General features: G+C 50.4%; 17 protein-coding genes and 3 pseudogenes. 9 read left to right on the forward strand and 11 right to left on the reverse strand.

Annotation, left to right across the window (positions count from 1 at the left end; all coding sequences use genetic code 11):
- Positions 1–90 precede the first annotated feature (90 nt).
- From LH51_RS17600 to LH51_RS17610, 3 genes are all read right to left on the reverse strand, one after another.
- Positions 91–2,253 carry a TRAP transporter permease gene (locus LH51_RS17600; protein WP_036524779.1) on the reverse strand — a complete coding sequence of 721 codons (2,163 nt, stop codon included), beginning with the start codon at positions 2,251–2,253 and terminating at the stop codon, positions 91–93.
- Positions 2,254–2,335: 82 nt separating this feature from the next.
- Entirely contained in the window at positions 2,336–3,322 is a 987-nt protein-coding gene (locus LH51_RS17605; protein WP_036524781.1) for a TAXI family TRAP transporter solute-binding subunit, read from the reverse strand.
- 123 nt (positions 3,323–3,445) lie between these two features.
- Positions 3,446–3,898, reverse strand: a complete 453-nt coding sequence (locus tag LH51_RS17610) for a universal stress protein (RefSeq protein WP_036524783.1) — start codon at positions 3,896–3,898, stop codon at positions 3,446–3,448.
- Positions 3,899–4,267: 369 nt separating this feature from the next.
- On the opposite strand from LH51_RS17610, the gene LH51_RS17615 reads away from it, so the two are divergent.
- On the forward strand, positions 4,268–5,863 hold the full coding sequence (locus LH51_RS17615) for a methyl-accepting chemotaxis protein (protein WP_036524785.1): 1,596 nt from the start codon (positions 4,268–4,270) through the stop codon (positions 5,861–5,863).
- A 51-nt stretch (positions 5,864–5,914) separates the two neighbouring features.
- Here the strand turns inward: LH51_RS17615 and LH51_RS17620 are convergent, their stop codons facing one another.
- The 3 genes from LH51_RS17620 to LH51_RS17625 are packed head-to-tail and all read right to left on the reverse strand — an operon-like array spanning position 5,915 to position 9,566.
- Positions 5,915–7,282, reverse strand: coding sequence for a sigma-54-dependent transcriptional regulator (locus LH51_RS17620; RefSeq protein ID WP_036524787.1), 1,368 nt, complete (start codon positions 7,280–7,282; stop codon positions 5,915–5,917).
- 8 nt (positions 7,283–7,290) lie between these two features.
- A complete protein-coding gene (locus LH51_RS23145; RefSeq protein WP_235263812.1) occupies positions 7,291–7,911 on the reverse strand; it encodes a sensor histidine kinase in 621 nt (206 codons plus the stop codon).
- Positions 7,899–9,566, reverse strand: a complete 1,668-nt coding sequence (locus LH51_RS17625; RefSeq protein ID WP_235263813.1) for a PAS domain S-box protein — start codon at positions 9,564–9,566, stop codon at positions 7,899–7,901. Before LH51_RS17625 ends, LH51_RS23145 begins: the two co-directional genes overlap by 13 nt.
- Before the next feature lie 105 nt (positions 9,567–9,671).
- Between LH51_RS17625 and pyk the strand changes: the two genes are divergently transcribed.
- From pyk to gshA, 5 genes and pseudogenes are all read left to right on the forward strand, one after another.
- Entirely contained in the window at positions 9,672–11,108 is a 1,437-nt protein-coding gene (gene pyk / locus LH51_RS17630; protein WP_036524789.1) for a pyruvate kinase, read from the forward strand.
- An 18-nt stretch (positions 11,109–11,126) separates the two neighbouring features.
- On the forward strand, positions 11,127–11,627 hold the full coding sequence (locus LH51_RS17635; RefSeq protein WP_036524791.1) for a Tex-like N-terminal domain-containing protein: 501 nt from the start codon (positions 11,127–11,129) through the stop codon (positions 11,625–11,627).
- Between the two features lie 26 nt (positions 11,628–11,653).
- Positions 11,654–11,967 (forward strand): annotated as a pseudogene (locus LH51_RS24965) (RNA-binding transcriptional accessory protein); the annotation flags it as partial.
- A complete protein-coding gene (locus LH51_RS17640; protein WP_144244320.1) occupies positions 11,962–13,266 on the forward strand; it encodes a helix-hairpin-helix domain-containing protein in 1,305 nt (434 codons plus the stop codon). The pseudogene LH51_RS24965 and the gene LH51_RS17640, both read left to right, overlap by 6 nt.
- Positions 13,267–13,440: 174 nt before the next feature.
- A pseudogene (gene gshA, locus LH51_RS17645) lies at positions 13,441–14,924 on the forward strand (glutamate--cysteine ligase).
- 19 nt (positions 14,925–14,943) lie between these two features.
- On the opposite strand, the gene LH51_RS17650 reads toward gshA, so the two are convergent.
- Entirely contained in the window at positions 14,944–15,336 is a 393-nt protein-coding gene (locus LH51_RS17650) for a flagellar basal body-associated FliL family protein (protein WP_144244318.1), read from the reverse strand.
- A 185-nt stretch (positions 15,337–15,521) separates the two neighbouring features.
- On the opposite strand from LH51_RS17650, the gene LH51_RS17655 reads away from it, so the two are divergent.
- Together LH51_RS17655 and LH51_RS17660 are read left to right on the forward strand one after the other, a co-directional pair.
- Positions 15,522–15,998, forward strand: coding sequence for an Rsd/AlgQ family anti-sigma factor (locus LH51_RS17655; protein WP_036524793.1), 477 nt, complete (start codon positions 15,522–15,524; stop codon positions 15,996–15,998).
- Positions 15,995–16,969, forward strand: a complete 975-nt coding sequence (locus LH51_RS17660; RefSeq protein ID WP_036524795.1) for a WD40 repeat domain-containing protein — start codon at positions 15,995–15,997, stop codon at positions 16,967–16,969. Before LH51_RS17655 ends, LH51_RS17660 begins: the two co-directional genes overlap by 4 nt.
- Positions 16,970–17,025: 56 nt before the next feature.
- On the opposite strand, the gene LH51_RS17665 is transcribed toward LH51_RS17660, so the two are convergent.
- Together LH51_RS17665 and LH51_RS17670 are read right to left on the reverse strand one after the other, a co-directional pair.
- On the reverse strand, positions 17,026–17,730 hold the full coding sequence (locus LH51_RS17665) for an FKBP-type peptidyl-prolyl cis-trans isomerase (protein ID WP_036524797.1): 705 nt from the start codon (positions 17,728–17,730) through the stop codon (positions 17,026–17,028).
- An 84-nt stretch (positions 17,731–17,814) separates the two neighbouring features.
- Positions 17,815–18,321 (reverse strand): TIGR02444 family protein, encoded by a 507-nt coding sequence (locus LH51_RS17670; protein ID WP_052063909.1) that lies wholly within the window; start codon positions 18,319–18,321, stop codon positions 17,815–17,817.
- A 19-nt stretch (positions 18,322–18,340) separates the two neighbouring features.
- On the opposite strand from LH51_RS17670, the pseudogene LH51_RS21735 reads away from it, so the two are divergent.
- Positions 18,341–20,261 (forward strand): annotated as a pseudogene (locus LH51_RS21735) (ATP-binding cassette domain-containing protein).
- A 4-nt stretch (positions 20,262–20,265) separates the two neighbouring features.
- Here the strand turns inward: LH51_RS21735 and LH51_RS23150 are convergent.
- Both LH51_RS23150 and LH51_RS23755 read right to left on the reverse strand, forming a co-directional pair.
- Positions 20,266–20,832, reverse strand: coding sequence for an HDOD domain-containing protein (locus LH51_RS23150; protein ID WP_268746599.1), 567 nt, complete (start codon positions 20,830–20,832; stop codon positions 20,266–20,268).
- Entirely contained in the window at positions 20,724–21,581 is an 858-nt protein-coding gene (locus tag LH51_RS23755) for an HDOD domain-containing protein (protein WP_052063911.1), read from the reverse strand. Before LH51_RS23755 ends, LH51_RS23150 begins: the two co-directional genes overlap by 109 nt.
- Between the last annotated feature and the right edge of the window lie 67 nt (positions 21,582–21,648).

A 21,648-nucleotide genomic window follows, 5' to 3' on the forward strand; every position in this document is an offset into this window, starting at 1 on the left:
TTCAGCCTGTATATTCCGACAAAAAAGGCGCTTCAAAGAAGCGCCTTTTTTATGTATAGACCGGTTAAAGTCAGCCGATCAGAGAAGCTATCAGGCAGCGGCCTTTTTACGCATGGCTAACTGCCACACCAGTACCAGCGCACTCAGACCCAGACCAACCACATCTGTCATCAAACCACCAGCAATCATGGCCAGTGCCGCGACCAGTAACAGACAACGCTGTACCAGATTAACCCGCCCATTCAGGAACCATCCCTGAATCGCGGCAGCCAGAAGGTAGATACCAACACCAGCCGTGACAAAGACCCCAAGTATTTCGCCCCAGGTTCCATCCATCAACAGTGCGGGACTGTAGAAGAACATGAACGGCACAATAAAGGCGGCCAGGCCAAACTTGAACGAAGTCATCGCCGTTTTCAGTGGATCCGTACCCGATATAGCGGCAGCCGCATAACCCGCGAGTGCTACTGGCGGCGTTATGGCTGACAGTACCGCGTAGTAGAACACGAAGAAGTGCGCTACCAACGGCGGAATACCGATCTGCTGCAGACCCGGTGCCACCACAGAAGCCGCCACAGCATAGGCGGCCGTAGTCGGCATGCCCATACCCAGCAGGATACTGATACACATGGCAAAGAACAGCGCCAACAGATGACTGGCATCAGCAATGTTCAGCAGCATGGAAGCAAATCGTGCACCGACACCAGTCAAACTGATGACACCGACAATAATACCCGCGCAGGCACATACTGCAATCAATGGAACCGCCATTCGAGCGCCCAATGACAGCGCTTCCAGTAAAGCTTTAGGCCCCATACGATAGGGGGTAAACCAGGATACTACCGCCGCACTCGCCATTGCCAGGGTACCGGCACGGATAACTGAGTAGCCCATAAACAGCGTCGATACCAGAATAATGATTGGCAGAAACAGGTAGACCTGTTTGATCATTTCCTTGAATACGGGTAACTGGTCTTTAGTTAACCCGGACATGCCTTCACGGCGTGCTTCCAGATCCACCATAAAATAGATAGACAGGAAGTAGAGCGCGGCCGGAATCAAGGCGGCTATGGCGATTTCGGTATAGGGAATACCGGTCACCTCAGCCATAATAAAGGCACCCGCCCCCATGATCGGCGGCACGATTTGTCCACCGGTAGAGGCAGCCGCCTCGATACCTGCAGCACTGCGTGGGTGGTAACCCACTTTTTTCATCAGTGGGATAGTCAGACTACCTGTAGCGACTACGTTACCAGCTGATGTGCCGTTGATCATCCCCATCAAACCGGATGCAAACACCGCCACTTTAGCAGGACCACCACGAGCTCGACCGGCCGCCGCGAAGGCAAAGTTAACGAAGTAGTCACCGACACGAGAGGCCTGCAGGAAAGCAGCAAAGGTGATAAACAGAATGATGTAGGTAGAGGAAACTGCGGTCGTTGGCCCCAGAATACCGTTATCGGTGTAAATATAGGTAAAAAAGCGCTGTACCGAGTAGCCACGATGCTCAAGGATGCCTGGCAAGAAAGGTCCGGCAAAGGCATATGCCAAAAATACAGCCGTAATGATGATGAGCGCCAAACCCGCCACACGACGCGTCAGCTCCATAATCAGCGCAACACCCGCCAGCGCTACCAGAAACTCCGTTTGCCCCACCATCGGTGTGCCTGCTGCCATGCGCCAACGATTCAGCACAAAAAGCAGATAGGCAGCAACAACAATGGCAGCCAGCATCAACATCCAATCAGCCCAGTTAATGCGTTCATTATCCGCAGACTTCCACACCCAACTGGAAACTATCGCTGCCAAGGTTCCAATGGCCAGCAGCCAGGCAATCTGGGGTAATAACCAGTTTGGCGGCATCTGCCCGGTAAACTCACGGCTCAGCCACGCATAGGTTATTCCTGCGGCAGACAGCAACACAGCCAAGGATACCGGTACCATAACAGCTCGCTGCAGCAGCGATAGAGGCACAGGTTTTTTGTGTCGATCAAGCGTGTAGGCTGCAATCAGTGCAAAACCCACCACCAGGCCACCCGCTACGTGAATAATACGGAATGCCCAGGTCTCGATCGGAGAAATATTGAGTGCATATAGGTGCAGCAGCGTATAGAAGACACAGGTGAAAAAAATCACCTTAGCCACGACACCGCTTAAATCCCGCTCATTATGACCCAGAGGGGCATCGGCTACGCCTTCAGCGCCGATTTTTTCAGCTGCAGCATCTGCAGATGCCGAAGTTTTATCTGTCATGATATGAAGACCTACATTAAGGCATAGAAAACAGGGCCAGGCTGACAACCGGCCCTGCGCAAACAATTCCGACGATGGACTATTAGTCTTTCATATCGGCCGGAATATCATAGCCATTTTCTTCAAACCAACGAGCTGCACCGGCATGCCACGGCACAATAGTGTTGTACTTGTAGTTTTCAGGAATGGTTTCTTTTGCAGCACCATGGATCTGCAGCATGCGCTCGTTATTTTCCATTACGGTTTTAGTTACGCCATAAACCAGAGATTCAGGCATATCTTTATGGGTAATGGCAAAGTTCCACAGCGACAAGGCTGATTTATCTTCGTCCATTGACGAATACACTGACGCCGGAATAACACCTGCACTTAGTTCAGGGTAATCGGCCGCAATGAGTTCGATGTTTTCTGGAGAATAGGAGAATATATTCACATCAACCTGAGCTTCCAGCTGGTTGAATGCCGAGATAGGCATACCGGCCGCAAACGCAAACGCATCGATAAGACCATCCTGCAACTGACCAGCCTGATCAGATGCACCGCCATTACGGGTTGTGACGTTCAGGCCCAGTCGTTCAAACAGCTGCGGATGATACATATCAGCCGTGCCGCCAGCAGGGCCTACACCCACGGTTTTACCATCCAGATCAGCAACGGAGTCGATACCGGAACTCTTCAGTGAAATGATCTGCAAGGTTGTCTGATACATAGGGAACACGGCACGCACATCCTCATGCGACATACCCGGAGCCAATGCACTGTTACCGGCAAGCGCTTCAACCAGAGGACCCGTGGTAACCATACCAAAGGCATGCTCGCCCATCTGCACCAGCGTAGCATTCTGTACCGGACCACCGGTAACTTCTGCACCCGCAGAAATACCCAGCGCTTCACCTACCATATTGGCCCAACCAGAACCATAGATGTAATAAGTACCGCCCTGGCTGGCAGTACCGACAGTGATGCTGTTCGGCCAGTCACTGCGATCTTCTTCTGCAAAAGCCACACCTGTCGCCATAACAGCGCCAAGGCAACCGGCAATGAGGGATTTTTTGGATAGAATAGTCATTATTGTATTTCTCCTGATTGTATTGCTTGTTGTCGTTTTAGTTTGCACTTACTTAAGTAACCCTGTCAGTTACTCATATCTCTGGATAACCTGATCTATCAGCCCATTATTCAGCACTGTGAATCAGGTTCTGACAGTTAATACCGGTGTGATGGAATTACGCACAACCCGCTCTGCTGTAGACCCTACCAGCACCTTCTCTATACCGGTTCGGCCATGGGTACCCATAATAATAAGATCAGCCTGAATACGGCTTGCTTCATCAATAATGTCTTCATAGCCAGTCCCTACGATCACCTGATGGGTTAACTCAAAACCCTGAGCCTGCGTATCGGCAAAGTGCCGGTCACAGAAGGATTGCATATCCTCATGGGCATGTTTGGTAACCTCCCTGATAAAGGTATCAATCACATCCGCTGGGACACGCTTGCGACGCTTGTCTGACAGCTCGGTAATGATATGCAGCAGATGCAGTCTTGCCCCCGTGAGTACGGCAAGCGTACGGGCATGATCCACAGCTTTTTCTGCGCCTTCAGAAAAGTCTGTCGCAAACAGAAGCGTTTTATAGTTCACCATTCATTCCACCTGTTCCATTTCAATTAAACCTCTGACTTTGGCACTCAAACCTTAACTCTAGCCTTATTTGCGCCAGTTGCCAGTCGGCTTGTAACTCGATTAAACAGCAGGTTCCATGCCAAATATACTAAGGCATTGTTATATAGTGACTATATTATTTACACTCTCTCAACATTGTTTTTTTTGTGCGGATATCCACCCATGCAAAAAAACGTAAGGGGTGGATATCCGCCACTTTAAAATTCAAACGCTAAACCACTGTTTAGCTGTAGAAAGGTTACACCGACCCGGCTTTAGGGTATTCTTGGCAGCACTAGTTAAAATATAATGAAATTATAACGATAAACGTTTGATACGGGCCGTATTTGCATGTCAATCAAAACCAAAGTAAACGTCTCATTATTGATTGTCTTCATGGTGGTGCTATTCAGCTCCCTGACTGTCATTTACCGTAGCGAATCATCGCTGGTCGCCGATGTTGCCCGAACCACGACTATTGACGCGGCTGACTCCTATTTTGACAGCATCAACATTCTGATGCTGAGCGGAGCTATGGGTAATCGTCAAGAACTACAGCAAAGGGTTCTCAGCAATGAATCCATTACTGAAGCCCGCATTGTGCGAAGCCCCGAACTAAATTCAGTTTACGGACCCGGCTCTGATGACTCCGTAGTCAGGGATGACCTGGACAGGCGCGCTATGGGTGGTGAGCGTATTATAGAAGAAGTTCGTGACAGTAATGGTCACCGCCTGACCGTGATCGTACCGATGAAAGCCGTACCTGATTACAAAGGCACCAATTGCATGCTATGCCACCAGCACCCGGAAGGAACCGTGATCGGCGCCGTCCGTGTAACCTATTCGCTGGATAAGATGAACCAGACTATTCGTGCCAATATGATTAATGTAGCCTTAGTTGAACTGGTGCTATTCATCATTGGTATTCTGGTTATTGGCTATATACTCAACCGTGTTGTTATCCGCCCTATCAATCAGTTTGCCAACACGCTTCATGATATCGAAAAAGAGCATAATTTTAGCCTGCGGGTCAGTGTCAACTCCGATGATGAAATCGGTAAAATGTCTGGTGCAATGAACTCTCTGCTGGACAATATGCACCGCAGTTTGAAACAAGTTAGCAGCACTGTACTGAAGCTTTCAGGGTCCAGTACACGTATTAATGATATTGCCAACCAAACCACCCAGGCTGTTCTGCATCAGCAGGATCAAACTCGCTCTGTGGCGTCGGCTATTGAACAGATGGAAGCCTCTACACGCAGCGTTTCCAGCAGCTCTTCCCAAACTGTAGAAGCCTCTGACCTGGCATTACGCGAAAGTGATGAAGGGACACGCATCACCGCCCAGGCCATTCAGGCCATTGAAACCCTGCGGCATAATATTGATGAAGCCACTAATGTAATTCAAAAGCTGGATGATCAGGCGCAAAATGTTGGTACAGTTCTGGAAGTGATCAAAAACATTGCCGAACAAACCAACCTATTGGCGCTAAACGCGGCTATTGAAGCGGCACGAGCGGGTGAGCAGGGACGTGGATTTGCCGTGGTTGCAGATGAAGTCAGAACTCTGGCCAGCCGTACACAAGCTTCAACCGAAGAGATTAATAAAATCATTGACGGCCTGCAGCTGGATGCTAAAAATGCCGTACAGGTGATGCAAACATCACTTAGCAGCGCAGGGCAAGGTGTTGAGCAGGTACAAAATACCTCTAATGCCCTAAACACCATTGCGGCTGAAATCCGTCGGATCAATGATATGAACCACGAAGTGGCTGGTGCTGTACGCGAACAGAGCGATATGGCCAGCAGCATTGAGCGTAATATCCTGGCCATTAATGACAGTTCAGAAGACAGCTCGGAACATGCGCGCCATCTTAGTCAGGTATCCACTGAACTAACCAGCCTGGCTCAGGAACTGGAGAGCATGCTTTCCCGCTTTAAGCTCTGAACACGGGTCAATGTGAATCTACCCTGACAGGCCGGTTTTAACCGGCCTGTTTTATTTATAGTGGCTTTTGTCGAGTCCATATTTCCGCATTTTGTCATACAGGGTTTTGCGAGGCAGCCCAAGGGTTTCCAAAGTATCCTTGATGGAGCCAGCGTGGCGGCCCAGCTCAGTATGGATGAGCATTTTTTCAAATCGTTCTACCTGTTCAGGCAGCGTCATTCCCAGCCCTGGCAAGTCCAAAGTAATAGGCCGATTATCAAAGTCAAACGTACAGCTCTCCCCCAGAAGAATGTAGCGTTCAGCTAAATTGCGTAACTCCCGAACATTACCCGGCCAATCATGCAACATCAAACTGTGCATCCGCTCTGCTGGCAAGGGCATCACTTCACGTCCATACTGATTTGAAGCGACTAAAGCAAAGTGCTGGAACAGCAACGGAATATCTTCACGCCTCTCTCGTAATGGGGGGATATCCACACGCAGCACATTTAGCCGGTAATACAGATCTTCGCGAAAGCCGCCACGTTCACACAAATCCAGCAGATCCACTTTGGTAGCAGCAATCACACGCAGATCCAGATCAATAGTTTGATTGGAACCCAAACGCTCAATGCTACGTTCTTCCAGTACGCGCAACAGACGAATCTGCAAGGTGACAGGCATGCTTTCGATTTCATCCAGAAACAAGGTACCACCATTGGCATATTCGAACTTTCCGATACGCTTGCTTCTGGCATCGGTAAAGGCGCCAGCTTCATGACCGAACAGCTCACTTTCAATCAATGCTTCAGGCACAGCGCCGCAGTTTATGGCTACAAAGTTTTTTTCCCGACGCTGACTGTGCTCATGAATAAAGCGCGCCAATAAATCCTTACCACAACCGGTTTCAGCCATTACTAAAATATCTGCAGCCGTATCCGCAATGGCAGCCATTAATCGCCGCAACTGCTGAATTTGCACTGACTTACCAATAATTTTAGGTCCAGGCGCTGTTTGTGCTTCGAGCTCGATTCGCAACTGCCGGTTTTCCAGGGTCAGGCGACGCTTATCCAGAGCACGGCGTACCACATCCAGAAGAAACTCAGACGCAAAGGGTTTTTCAATAAAATCATACGCACCCTGACGTATTGCATTCACAGCCATGGAAATATCACCATGGCCTGTAATCAGGATAACAGGCAGATCCGGATCCTTAGCATGAATGCTGCTCATCAACTCCAGACCATCCATACCCGGCATGTTGATATCGGTAACTACGACCCCAGGCCAGTTTTCATCCATGGCAGCTATAACGCCTTCGGCGCTATCCATAAGCTTTACAACATAGCCAGCCAACTCCAGTGTTTGCCCTGCCGCCAAACGAATATGCTTTTCATCATCTATCAACAATACCGGGCTAGCACCCTGATTTTCGGTCATAGCATCTCTCAATTAACGATTAATCTGTGTTCAGCCGAGTCTATAGGGCTTTTCTGAGCCGTAGGCAAGCGAACAAGGAACTCGGCTCCTGCGGTTTCATGATTACGAACACGTAACTCACCGTAAAAGGACTCAATGATACGTTGAGAAATGGGCAAACCCAGACCTATACCCTGCCCGGAGCTTTTCGTAGTATAAAAAGGCTCAAACACCCTCTCCGGGTCCTGCACACCTGGCCCATTATCCAACACGCGAATTTCACTCTGATCATGCATCTTGACAACACTGATGTGTATTTCTTTAACAGACTGTGCAGCAACGGCCTGTAACGCATTGGTCAACAAGTTAACGAATACCTGTTCCAGACGTAAACGGTCAGCCATAACCCAGATTTCCCCCACCGCTTCCGGCCAGAAAACGCTCACGGCTTCCTTCTCGAAACGCCCATACATCACGGACATGACACCATCACGTATTTGCTGGAGTGACACCGCCTCAATACAGTTAGTGCTCTTGCGAGAAAACTCTTTGAGAGGATGAATAATTTTCGCCATACGCTCCGTCAACCCAGAAATTTCCTGGAGGTTGTTTGCAACAGGCTCTATACGGCCGGTTTTCAGAAAAGCCATGGCATTATCAGCATAATTTCTGATCGCCGTAAGGGCTGATTCAGCTCATGATTGATGCCGGCTGATAACTGCCCCAACACAGCCAGCTTGGCGGTTTGTATCAGCTCGTTCTGGGTATTGCGGTGTAGCGTCATTTCTTCAACAAGGCGTGCATTGGTTTGCACCAGATCTTTGGTGCGCTCTTCAACTCTATACTCCAGCGCTTCAGTTGCATCCCGGAGTTTCTGCTCATACAGCTTACGCTCGGTAATATCGTGAATCGTCAACATAAATAGCTTTTCACCAGCGACTGACATGCGCCCTATAGTCAGCTCAACCGGAAATACCTGCTGATTCTGCCGCAACGCACCCACTTCAGTAGTTAACTCAGCGGTATCGGTCGTTTCATCCATAATATAGCGCCAACAAATGACGCGAGCAGTGTCAGAAAACAATGGGCTCAGGTACTGACCACGTATTTCATCAGCAGACCACCCAAACAGTTTTTCAGCCGTCGGGTTCATGTAGCGGACAGATCCAGCTTCATCAAGAGTAATCAAACCGGCATGGGTATGATCAATAATGGCACGTATTCTGGCCTCACTCTCCTCCAGCGCTCTATGCTCACGCTGACGGAAATCCTGCTGCTGGGATTTCAGGCGATAGCGAACCCGGAGTACCAAAATCAGCAATATCAGGGCAATATAGACAAATGCGGCCTGCACCAGGGCCGTGATCACCTTTTGATCTACCACCTTCATGCTCGCTAACATGGATACATTTAATCCAGCATCAGCAAGAGACTGGGTCAGCAACAGATAGTTTTGTACTTGATGGGCATCGCTGGCAGCCTGAGAGCCAGACTCGCGCACTTGCAGAGAGATCAACTCAGCATGATCTGTTAAGGGTTCGCGATAGCTTATATCCAGCGGTATGAGAGGGTTATCGCCATAACGCAAACTGTTCATCACTCTGCGCTGATCCTGTGGTGCCAAAGGTGTCAGAGTACGAAATTTCCATTCAGGGCGCGTTGATATAAATACCACATCATCATTATCCGTGACTAAAATGTCTTGCAACGGATCATTCCACTGCGCCTCGACATCATTTAAATCAATTTTCACAACAATAACGCCTGCCACTTCAGCGTCACGGTAGACTGGATAGCTGAAAAAATAACCCCGTTGGTGCGATGTTGTGCCCAAGGCGAAGTAACTACCAGAGCTACCGGCTATTGCTTGATTAAAATAGGGTCTGAAACTGAAGTTTCCGCCAATAAAAGAGCGCGCAAGGTTCCAGTTGCTGGCGGCAATCGTAACCCCCTTGCGATTCATCAAATAGGTATCTGATGCACCAATAATATCATTCACTTCTTCCAGGAAACGGTTGAGGCGCCGGTTATCATCCTCATTATCCGGCTGAGGTAGCACACTTAGCAAATCCGGATTTGTGGAGAGTAGCTTAGGCAGATCTTTAAATCGGTCCAGCTTTTGCTGCACGGTGATAATATAGCGATTAAGGTCTGCTTCAGTCTTCTGCTGCAGCTCATTAACAGCCTGGTTACGGCTAATCGCAGCTGTTTGTAACATCAGCACGACAAACACGGCCATCACACTGAGCATGATAAGCACACGTAACGTATTGCCGGTTTTGGCAGGCTTTGACAATGAATTCATGAATCATCCGGATTTACTGTCTTCGCGGCATAGGTTCAACCACGCGCAGACGATATACTGTAAGCACAAAGTATACTAGAAAACCTGAACCAAACCGGAGTGAACATGTTGAAACGTACAAAAATTGTCGCAACACTCGGCCCTTCTACTGATCCGGACGGCATGCCGGAACAACTCCTCAAAGCTGGCGTCAACATGTTCAGGCTGAATTTTTCACATGGTACCACAGCTGACCACCGCCAGCGCGTGGAACAGGTAAGGGAAGCCTCGCGCAAAACCGGTACCCCGGTTGCTCTTCTCGGCGACCTTCAAGGACCCAAAATACGTATTGCCCGCTTTGAAAACACACAGATCACACTGGCACAGGGCGACGCATTTATTCTGGATGCCAGCATGGATCCGCTAGCGGGCAACCAACAGTCGGTCGGCATCGACTACAAAGCCCTGCCGGAAGACTGTTGTGAGGGTGATATTCTGCTGCTCGACGATGGTCGTTTACAACTACGGGTATTACACATAGATGCCAGCCGTATACATACAGAGGTTACCATTGGGGGAGTGCTCTCAAACAATAAAGGCATTAACCGTTTGGGCGGTGGCCTGTCAGCTGCCGCGCTGACTGACAAAGACCGCTTTGATATTCGCACAGCGGCTGAGCTGGATTTTGATTATGTTGCGGTGTCCTTTCCGCGCAATGCCAATGACCTGCATGAAGCGCGCCGCCTGCTGGACGAAAGTGGCAGCAATGCCGAAATCATTGCAAAAATTGAGCGCGCAGAAGCCGTTGCCACACCGGCAGTACTGGATGAGATTATCCTCGCATCCGATGGCGTGATGGTGGCGCGGGGTGACTTGGGCGTAGAAATAGGTGACGCCGAATTGATTGGTGTGCAGAAACACTTGATCCGCCGCGCGCGGGAGCTGAATCGTGTGGTCATTACTGCAACGCAGATGATGGAAACCATGATTAGCAGTCCTATGCCAACCCGTGCTGAAGTATTTGACGTTGCCAATGCCATACTCGATGGCACGGATGCCGTGATGCTTTCGGCTGAAACAGCCGCTGGCCAATATCCATGCGAAGTGGTTCAGGCTATGACGCGCATCTGCCAGGGAGCAGAAAAACACCTGTTATCCGGTCCGGTTCCCACCTCTCCCGACACGCCTTGCGAGCGCATCGATCAGGCCATCGCACGCTCAGCCATGTATACAGCAAACGGGCTCAGTGGCGTTGCAGCCATTATCTGCCTGACGGAATCTGGATCGACTCCCTTGTGGATGTCGCGTATTCGCTCAGGGCTTCCTATCTATGCTTTGACTCGTAACAGCCGGACACTAAGGCGCATGGCATTGTACCGTGGAGTACAGCCTATTTTCTTTGATGTTACTGCAATTGAAGAAAACCGTATCAATGAAGCTATCCTGGCTGGGCTACTCGCTGATGGCCGCATTCACACCGGCGACCTCGTGCTATTGACACGCGGCAGTGCCATCGGGGCACACGGCCAGACCAATCAGATGCAAATCCTACAAGTACAGTAACCAAAGCAGCCCTATACTATGAATTTGACTGAACAGCTCGCCTCACGCTTGTCTATCCCTGCAACCCAGATAAGCGCAACCCTGAAACTCATAGAAGAAGGCGCCACCATTCCTTTTATCGCCCGCTACCGCAAGGAAGCAACTGGTGGCCTGGATGACACCCAGCTTAGGCACCTGGCCGAACAGCTGGAGTACTGCACGGCCCTGGAGCAGCGGCGCAACAGCATACTGGAGCAGATTCGCAGTCAGGAATGCCTGACACCGGAGCTGGAGCGATCACTACGACAAGCTGATAGCAAAGCACGGCTGGAAGACCTTTACCTGCCGTTTAAACCCAAGCGGCGTAATAAAGCCCAGGAAGCGCGGGAAGCCGGGCTGGAGCAATTTGCTCTATCCTTGCTGCAACGTCCGGAACAACAGCCAGAGAACCTGGCTGCCAGGTTCCTTAACCCGTCCAGGGGCATCAACACCCCTGAGGAAGCACTTGAGGCTGTCGCCACATACTTCTGGAGTCCCTGACCGAGCAGCCTGATCTGATTGGCCGCTTGCGCCAATTGCTCTGGCAGCAAGGGATGCTGGAGGTATCCGCTGTTAAGAATAAAACAGATCCTGACAGCAAGTACCGCGACTACTTCAACTATGCTGAGCGCCTGTCCAAAGTTCCCTCACACAGGGCACTGGCGATACTGCGCGGCAAGCAGGAAGCGTACTCAATTTTAAATTGCAATTAGCGGATGAGTTACAGGACCGGCCTGTACATGAGATCGCCAGGGCCAACCGCCTTTCACCTGAACGTTGCTCGCCTTGGCTTCAACAAACCCTGCTACTAAGCTGGAAGCAAAAGCTGGCACCCATGCTAGACAATGAGCTGATCAAACAGCTGCGCAATCAGGCGGAAACAGCTGCCATTGAAGTCTTTGCTCGCAACCTGCGCGACCTGTTACTGGCAGCACCTGCGGGTGCACACGTCACGTTAGGGCTGGATCCAGGGCTACGTACGGGTGTGAAAGTCGCCATCGTTAATGCCACGGGCCAGTTACTCGAATGTGACACCCTCTACCCCCACCCGCCACAACGCCAGGGTGAAGCTGCACTAAAGCGGCTTGCACAGTTAATACAAAAACACCAGGTTACCCTGATTGCGATCGGCAACGGCACCGCCTCACGGGAAACCCTATCCTGGGTACAGCCGCTTTTGCAGCAGCCAGACTTTGCTGGTGTGGCAGCCATGCTGGTCAGCGAAGCCGGTGCCTCAGTCTACTCGGCCTCTGCACTGGCTGCTGAAGAATTTCCTCAGCTGGATGTTACTCTACGCGGCGCAGTATCCATTGCCCGTCGGCTGCAGGACCCTTTGGCTGAGCTGGTTAAAATAGACCCTCAAGCCATCGGGGTCGGACAGTATCAGCATGATGTTGATCAAAAAGCGCTGGCCAACAAGCTGAATGCAGTAGTCGAGGATTGCGTCAACCATGTTGGTGTCGACCTGAATACCGCCTCACAACCGCTGCTGCAAAGAGTCGCGGGCCTGAACAGCACCCTGGCAGCCAACCTGATCAGTCAGCGGGAGCAATTAGGGCGCTTCAGCAGCCGTAAACAACTTCTAAAAGTGCCACGTCTGGGGCCGAAAGCCTTTGAGCAATGCGCGGGGTTCCTGCGTATCCGCGATGGTAATGAGCCGTTGGATAATTCGGCTGTGCACCCTGAGTCCTACCCACTGGTCAGAGACATTGCCAATCTTTGGGGACTGACTGTACCCCAGCTACTGCAGGCACCTGATAAGCTCCAGGCCACACGACCGGAAGCGCTCAGCCAACACGGTAGTTACACCCTGCGAGATGTACTCAGCGAACTGGAAAAACCCGGACGCGATCCACGTCCAGCCTTTCGTTCAGTCGAATATGATACCCGTGTCCAGCGCATTGATGACCTGCTCCCCGGTATGCAACTGGAGGGCGTCATCACTAACATCACTAATTTCGGTGCTTTTGTCGATCTGGGCGTACATCAGGACGGGCTGGTGCACATTTCGCAGCTTTCAGATACCTATGTCAAAGACCCCCACAGTCTGGTCAGTAACGGTCAAATCGTGTCAGTGCGGGTACTGGAAGTGGACAGCAAACGTAAGCGTATAGCACTGAGTATGAAAAAAAAATCCTGACACACCTTGTCCAGTGTACTTGGCAACCCCATTCAGGATAGGTTGGTTTATAATGACCGCCATACAGATCACAATAAAACAGGGAATTGAATTTTGTCTGCTACCCTCGATCATCATTTAAACCAGCTGTTACGTGATGGCAATAGCCGCCTACTGACACAACTTCAACACGGCTTGGAAAAAGAGGGCTTGCGGGTCACTCCCACCGGGCATATTGCACAAAGCGCACACCCCATAGGCTTAGGCTCGGCGTTGACTCACAGTGAGATCACTACTGATTACTCGGAAGCACTAGTGGAGTTTATCACCCCGGTTTTTCAGGATACCGACGTGATGCTCAGCCACTTAAGTGATCTACACCGTTTCAGTTATGAAGTCATGCAGGATGAGCTTATCTGGTGTGCCAGCATGCCTTGCGACATTTCGGGTGAAGATGAAATCCCTATTGCCTTTTATGGCGACTCTAACATTGGTCGTCTAAAACATATCTACCGGGTAGGCCTGCAACACCGCTATGGCAAAATGATGCAAACCATCGCGGGCATTCACTATAATTTTTCCCTGCCTGAACAACTCTGGCCCGCCTACCAGGCAATCTGTAAAGACAAGGGTGAAATGAGCAATTTCCGCTCAGCCAGTTACTTCCGGATGATCCGTAACTTCCGCCGCTTTGGCTGGTTATTGCTCTACCTGTTCGGGGCCACACCTGCCTTAACCCGCAGCTTTATGGGCCAGCAACCTCATAATCTTGAAAGCCTGGCCGAAGATACACTTTATCAGCCTGGGCAACTTCGTTGCGTATGAGTGATCTGGGCTATTCCAACCGCATTCAGTCATCGCTGAATATCTGCTATAACCGCCTCGACAGTTACACCGACTCACTGCAGCGGGCTATTCATACATCACATCCGGCGTATGAACGCCTCGGTGTGAAAGTGGATGGTACTTACCGCCAGCTCAACAGTAATATTTTGCAGATAGAGAATGAATATTACAGCGACATTCGCCCCAAACGTGTGACTGAGTCTGGCGAGAAACCCATACATGCTCTACTGAGCCGGGGTGTACAGTATATCGAAGTACGCAACACCGACATCAACCCGCTGCTACCTATAGGAATCAGTGGCGAACAAGCCCACTTCATGGATGCATTCCTGGTGACCTGCCTGTTATGCAATGATACTGAGCTAAGCGATGCCGAGTGCGGCATGATTTCTGAAAACCAACAGCGCATCGTAAACCGGGGGCGCGAACCAGGACTGATGCTCCTCACCGCGGCAGGAGAGGTCAGCCGTACCGCATTGGGAGAAACGATTCTTGATCAGGTCGCCCGCACCGCCAGTGTACTGGATCAGGCAAACGATACAGATCGCTACTCAAACGCGGTGGTACTGCAACGGGAAAAACTTCAGAATCCTGAACTAACCCCTTCTGCTCAGGTTCTGGATGCCCTTAAAGCCGCTGGCGGCAGCTACCATCACTGGGTTAGAGACCTGAGCCGACAGCACCGTGACACATTGATGCAAAAGCCATTGGCTCCAGAACTCAAAGCGCGCTTGAAATGCGAAGCACAGACATCACTACTGGAACAGGCCAGCATCGAAGCGGCCGATGACATAAGCTTCGATGCATTTCTGGCGAGTTACAACAGCGAGTAAGCCGTCGCGGAGCGTCAGACTACTGTATTACTAAACTGGTAAAAAACAAGTCATCCACCTGCGGGTGGTCTGTTTCATCAACCAGCACTTGCTGTACTGCACGCAACGCTTTCTGTGCTAAAAGAGTCTGGGCTTCTACTGTAGCCAGGTCCGGCTCTTTTTGTTGCTTAAACAGAAAAATAAGATCATTACGGATGTGCGGCATGTGTTTTTCCACATCAATACGATTCCCTCCATCTGCCAGATGCAGAGTCACATCAGCCTTCATGAAGCGCAGCGGTCCGGACTGCACCTCTCCGAAATTGGTCACAAAGGACTGTAGCTCAATGTAATTGAGATACTCTTCACTTTGCACGAAGCTTGGCGGTAAAAACACCAGCACTAGCATTAACAGCACACGTTTTAACACCACCTTTGTCTCCCGTCAGAAAATCAGCTCATCTATTGTTTTGATTTTATCTGATAGTTTTGCAACTGTCAGGTTGCCGCCCGCCATATCTGGCATTACTATGGTGTCATAGTGCTTAACTGTCTAACACTGTTGCCCGATAACTGACAAGTTCAGTCATTTTTTGAGTCATTAGGAGAACCTTAGCCATGTTGGAAAAATGTCGCAACGCCAGGGAACGCTGGGGCGGTGTCAGCCAAATCATCGACCACTGGCTGGAACAACGTCAGAGAGTCATTAGTGGCTTTATCAATCTACCCGATGCTGAAGTAGGTGAGCCACTGAATGCCCGACTGGATGAGTTTTGCTCTAACCTGATCGACTATATTTCATCCGGACACTTCGAGGTTTACGAGCAACTACTGAATGAAGGTAAGGATTTTCAAGATGGTAGTGTTAATAAAGCCCAAAGGCTCTTGCCATTAATCCAAACCTCTACCGATTTTGCACTGGATTTCAATGATGACACCCATGGTTTCACTAGCCCGACACTGCGTGAGTTACGTGATTTTTCGACTCGTGTGTCACTGCTGGGGGAGAAGCTTGAAGAACGCTTTGAGCTTGAAGATCAGCTAATCGAGATTCTCCACAATGCCCATAGTGAACAGGTAAACACAACGGCATGAAAGCCCCACTGGTTGTGCTGACGCTGTGCCTGCTGTTGAGTGGTTGCGATACAGCTCAACAGCCGGATAACAATTTCGCATTAACCGCTGGCGGAGCTTACAGCGCTTCGGTATCAGAAGATGGGCGCTATGCCATGATTGGCTCTTTTGAACTCGGCGGTCACCTATGGGATCTTGTTAACCGTGAGCGCCTGTACGATTGGAACCATGTTGAAGACGGCTTTTCGGACCTGGTCGCCAGCGCCTTCTCTCCAGACGGTAGCTACGCCGCTACAGCAACCACTACAGATTTAGTGTTATGGCAACTCAGTGACGGGCAACCCGTGTGGTTCTGGAGCAGTCCGGGTGAAATTCTAGACATGGCATTATCAGTCAATGGTGATTTCGCCCTGCTGGGGTTAGCTAATCATACCGCCGTCTATTTTGATATTAAAAATGGTGGTGTTCGTCGTACGCTTCGACACCCTGCCAGAGTCCGCAGTGTTGCTTTAAGTCAAGATGGACGTTACGCCTTAACTGGTGCAGACGACTATATCGCCCGCTTCTGGGATCTGGAAAACGAAACACTACTGACGCAACATGAATTCGACAATGTTGTTAACCGGGTTGCTCTGAGCCCAGACTCTCAGCTTGCCTTTAGCGCAGCCACTCTAAATAGTGCACGGCTCTGGCGTACAGATAGCGGGGAACAAGTACACTCACTCAGTGGTGATGAGTCCTTCTTTACTCGCCGGCTAAGCCATCTTTCAGCACGCTTTTCTACTGATGGCAGTCAACTGGTAACTGGTACGGCATCAGGGCGCGTCATGCTGTGGGATGTCGGCAATGGCAAGCATCTTCGCAGTTGGCGTGTTGCACAACGCGGGCATATGGGACCGGTACAAACGGGCGTCTACGCAGTTGGCTTTTCAAGCCATAGTGAAGGGCTGGTTGCGGTTGGCTCTAATGGCCTGTTGAATGAACTAAGATAAAATACAAAATAGCCCGGCAGACAAGCTGACCAGGCTATATTATTTTAAATGCTGTATTAGTTATCCATTTCCGGGTTAACTTCAATTAACTCAACTTCAAACACTAACGTCTCATTTGGGCCTATAGCATTACCCATACCATTGGCACCGTAAGCGAGATCGGCAGGTATAACCAGACGCGCTTTCTCTCCAGTTTTCATCAACTGCAAGCCTTCGGTCCAACCACCAATCACGCCGTTCAGCGGGAAAGACACTGGCTCACCACGTGCATAGGAGCTGTCAAATTCAGTGCCATCAACCAGGTTGCCGCGATAATGCACTTTAACCACATCACTGGCAGTCGGCGATGCACCATTACCGGCTTCTAGCTGCTCATACTGTAGCCCGGAGTCCGTTGTGGTAACACCGGACTTCTTAGCATTCTCCTCCAGAAAAGCCTGACCTTTTTTTAGGTTTTCTTCAGAAATTTCGGCGAGAGCAGCCTGCTGCGCTTGCATTTGCTGCTGCTGAAACTCCTGCATGGTCGCCATGATTTCTTCCGGCGTCATCAGGGCCTCTTGGTTACCATAAACTGTATCAATACCCTGGCGAAACGCTTCGGTATCCAGTGTCTGGAAGTCCTGAATCAGAATATTCTCACCGATCATGACACCCAAACTGTAACTTAACTTCTGCTCATCTGTTTCCAATGCCTGCGCATGCAGCCCCTGCGCCAGACTAACACTACCGGCCATCATCACTGCCAGTGCAATTTTTTTCATAATCCCATCCTATCGATTTGTATAAGCTGTTAGACATTAACAGTGTAACTGTTAGTCGAACATTTAACGTCAAAGTTCAGTAATTTACCAGTGGCAAGCCAAAACCACATCGACCAACTGATTACAGCAGTCGATCTGAGTCGTTGCGTTCAGATCAACGGCATTCAGGTAACGGGCTATATTCTGCCGCGCCAACATCTCGGGTGATCTATCTGCTGCACAGCGAGCTGCAGCTGGCAACGCCCGCTCCTGATGCACTTGCCACAACCAGGCAAGCTCGACCTGCTCAGCGGCAAGTTCGGCCTGCTTCAATTGCTCGTAACACACCTGCATCCCTGCGCATTGCTCATGCAGTTCTCTTACCTGATAGCGTATTCGCCGCAATGGCAGCAACACTGGATCGCGCCATAAGCTACAAACACGGGCATAATCTTCAGTCTGATAAACTTCGCCTTGGGTAGCCAGCCAGCAGCACAACATCAGTGTATTGACATGCAAACCAGCGGCCTGAGCAGCCAGACAAGCCGGCTCAACGGAAGGTTGCGAATAAACCCTAAGCGCATAACGCCAGAGTGGATTGTCCAGCTGCATTCTATGCTAAAATCCCGTCATGATTCAGATGACTAACCTTAGCATACAACGCGGCACAACGCGGCTCCTCGATCACACCAACCTGACCCTGCATCATGGTTGGAAGGTCGGTATTATTGGCAGTAACGGTGTGGGCAAATCCAGCCTGTTCCAGCTACTGCTTGGCCAGTTGCAAGCCGATACCGGCGACCTGAAAATCCCAGCGTCAGCCACTCTGTCACATATGGCCCAGGAGGTTGCTGCGAGTGAGCGTCGTGCACTGGATTTTCTGTTAGATGGCGACCAGGAACTGCGCCGTATTCAGCAGCAATTACAGCAAGCCGAAGCGGGTCATAATCCGAGCCGTGCCGGCGAGCTTCATGCCGAACTTGAGAGTATTGACGGCTACCGTGCCGAAGCACGTGCTCACCAACTGCTTAACGGTCTGGGATTCAAACCCGAAGACTCTGACAAATCAGTCTCGTCCTTTTCTGGAGGCTGGCGGATCCGCCTGAACCTGGCACGCGCACTGATGTGCCGTTCAGATATACTGCTACTGGATGAACCAACTAACCACCTGGATCTGGATGCCACACTCTGGCTGGAGCAGTGGTTAAACAGTTACCAGGGAACACTATTACTGATTTCGCATGATCGCGACTTTCTCGACAATGTCATTGGCCATATTGTGCACATGTCAGCACAACAGCTTACCCTGTACAAAGGCAACTACACTGCGTTTGAACGTGCCAAGTCAGAACGCTTATCACAGCAGCAGGCCGCCTTCGAGAAACAACAGGAACGCATCAGCCATATTGAAAACTTTGTGCGTCGCTTTCGCGCCAAAGCCACTAAAGCCAAACAGGCACAAAGTCGTCTGAAAGAGCTGGAACGCATGGAGCAGCTTTCACCCGCGCATATCGATAGCCCGTTCACTTTTGAGTTCAAAAGCAGTGATAAAACGTCAACACCGCTCTTGTCACTTCAAGATGTAGTCATGGGATATGCTGGTACACCTGTGCTGCAAAAACTGTCTCTCTCGCTGGCACCCGGGGAGCGCATCGGTTTGCTAGGCCCCAACGGCGCAGGGAAGTCCACCTTGATCAAAACCTAACGGGGAACTTGCAACCACTTTCCGGGCAACTGGTTGCTGGAGAACACCTCAAAATCGGCTATTTTGCCCAGCATCAACTTGAAGCCCTGGACCCCGGCGCTTCACCTTTTTTACATATTCAACGTTTGTCACCCAAGGCGACAGATCAGTCAATACGGGATTTTTTAGGCAGCTTTGATTTTGTCGGAGACAAGGCTCTGGAACCCGTCGCACGCTTCTCCGGTGGTGAAAAAGCCCGCGTAGCCTTGGCATTGATCGGCTGGCAACGTCCAAACCTGCTGTTACTTGATGAACCTACCAATCACCTTGACCTTGAAGTCTGTCATGCGCTGACACTGGCTTTGCAAACCTTTGAAGGCAGCCTGATTCTCGTATCACATGACCGCCACCTGTTGCGTAATACCGTGGATTCCTTTCTGCTGGTTGCCGATGGCAGGTTCAAATATTTGACGGTGATCTGGATGACTATCAGAACTGGCTGGGGCAATACCGACGCCAGCAAAATACAGATAACGGCCCAGCTCGCTCAACCGAATCCCGCTCACTCAGCGCGACTGAACGTAAAGAGCTCAAGCGTCTGCAGGCAGAGCAGCGTGCCGCTCTTCGCCCCCTGCGAAAACAGGCAGAAAGACTGGAGCAGGAAGTGGCACGCATTAGTAGCGAGCTAAGCGACATTGAGTCACGGCTAGCGGATGCGGATATCTATACAGCCGAACGCAAAGATGAATTGAAAAGCCTGTTGCAGCGTCAGACTGATTTCAAACAAGCACTGGAAAGCAGTGAACTTCAATGGATGGAGTTATTGGAGAAGCTGGAAGAGCATGAAGCACAACTGGAGGCTGAGTAAAAACTCACTCAGCCTCTGAATGTGCAAATAGTCGGGTCAGCTCTTGTAACTGTTCCTGGCTATTTAAAAAGGCTTCAACAGCCATCTCTTTCAACTCAGGGGTTAAGCCTACACGCACTAAATCACTTGCAGAAACAGGCTCAACCGGACCATCACAGTAGCCAAGCTCTCGCAGAATCCGACTGGCAACACTGATGAGTTGCGGGTACTCCGCAAACTTACCGGTGTAGCCCGGTTCATTCTGACGCCTGACAGCTACACATACAGGCTCAGGCAAAGACCAGTTTTCCAGCAACCAAGCCCCAACCTGCTCCCGCGTCAGGCGTAATACCTGTTGCTCTACCAACGTATAGGACAGATGCGGATTGGCTTCGATATAGCGTGATAGCGTGGAAAACTGAGCTGGAAAAAGATGGGATAGCAGCAAATAACCAAAGTTATGCAGCAAACCGGAAAGGTATATCAGACCGGGTTTAGGCTGCACATCACTCTGCACCAAGCGGGCCAGGTGATCCGCAAAAACAGCCAGTGAAACTGACTGAAACCAGAAAGGAGTTCCACCTCTGAGCATATTATCCGGGAGCTCATGATCCGTCCCATCGCCACACCCAGCGCCAGATTGATCACCAGATCAAAACCCAATACACGAATAACCGCATCTTCGACTGACTCAACCTTGCCGGGTGCCGCATAATAAGGTGATGCAGCCCAGCTCATGACCTGAGCACAAACAGGCGCATCCAACTTGATTACCTTGAGCAGGTCATCAATATTTGCGTTGGGATCACTGCGCAGCATAATCAGCTTTCGCGTGGTTTGACTGAAACCTGGCAGACTGAGGGTGTCTTCCAAACGCTGGCGCACACGCAGCGCCGAAAAATGCTCCAGTGCCCGGGTGATTGCTTCAGCATCACTTTGCTGAGGTGTATGTTCACGGATAAGTTCAGAGGTCAGGCCCAAAGGGCCTGTATGTTCAGATTTTTGCAGCCACTCTTCACGTGCTTTGAACCTGAGCCCGGTATAAGGCTCCCAAAGCTCGGCTTTTTGCTTCTGATCAACAGCACTATCAACAATCAACGGCAACTCCATTAACTGCTGTTGCCCCCAAGGTGTTTTGAGTCCATCCTGGGTAAAAAAGCGCTGGGCATCACCACAGCTGACCGGTTGTAATTGACGTCCAGTCAAACGCCAGAGGGATGCCAGATTCAACAATGCATGGGCGGGAACCAATACCAAGGCTTTTCCCTGCTTATCATGCACCAGGGCAATTCTGACCACATTTTGCTCAACATGACCTAACGGTCTCGCACCGACAGACAATTTACTACCCCTTCATGATTGTAATAATCTGTTTATTATTTAAGCTAGTGTAACAGAAGCTGAAAAA

It is taken from the genome of Nitrincola sp. A-D6, assembly GCF_000764495.1.
Lineage (GTDB): Bacteria > Pseudomonadota > Gammaproteobacteria > Pseudomonadales > Balneatricaceae > Nitrincola.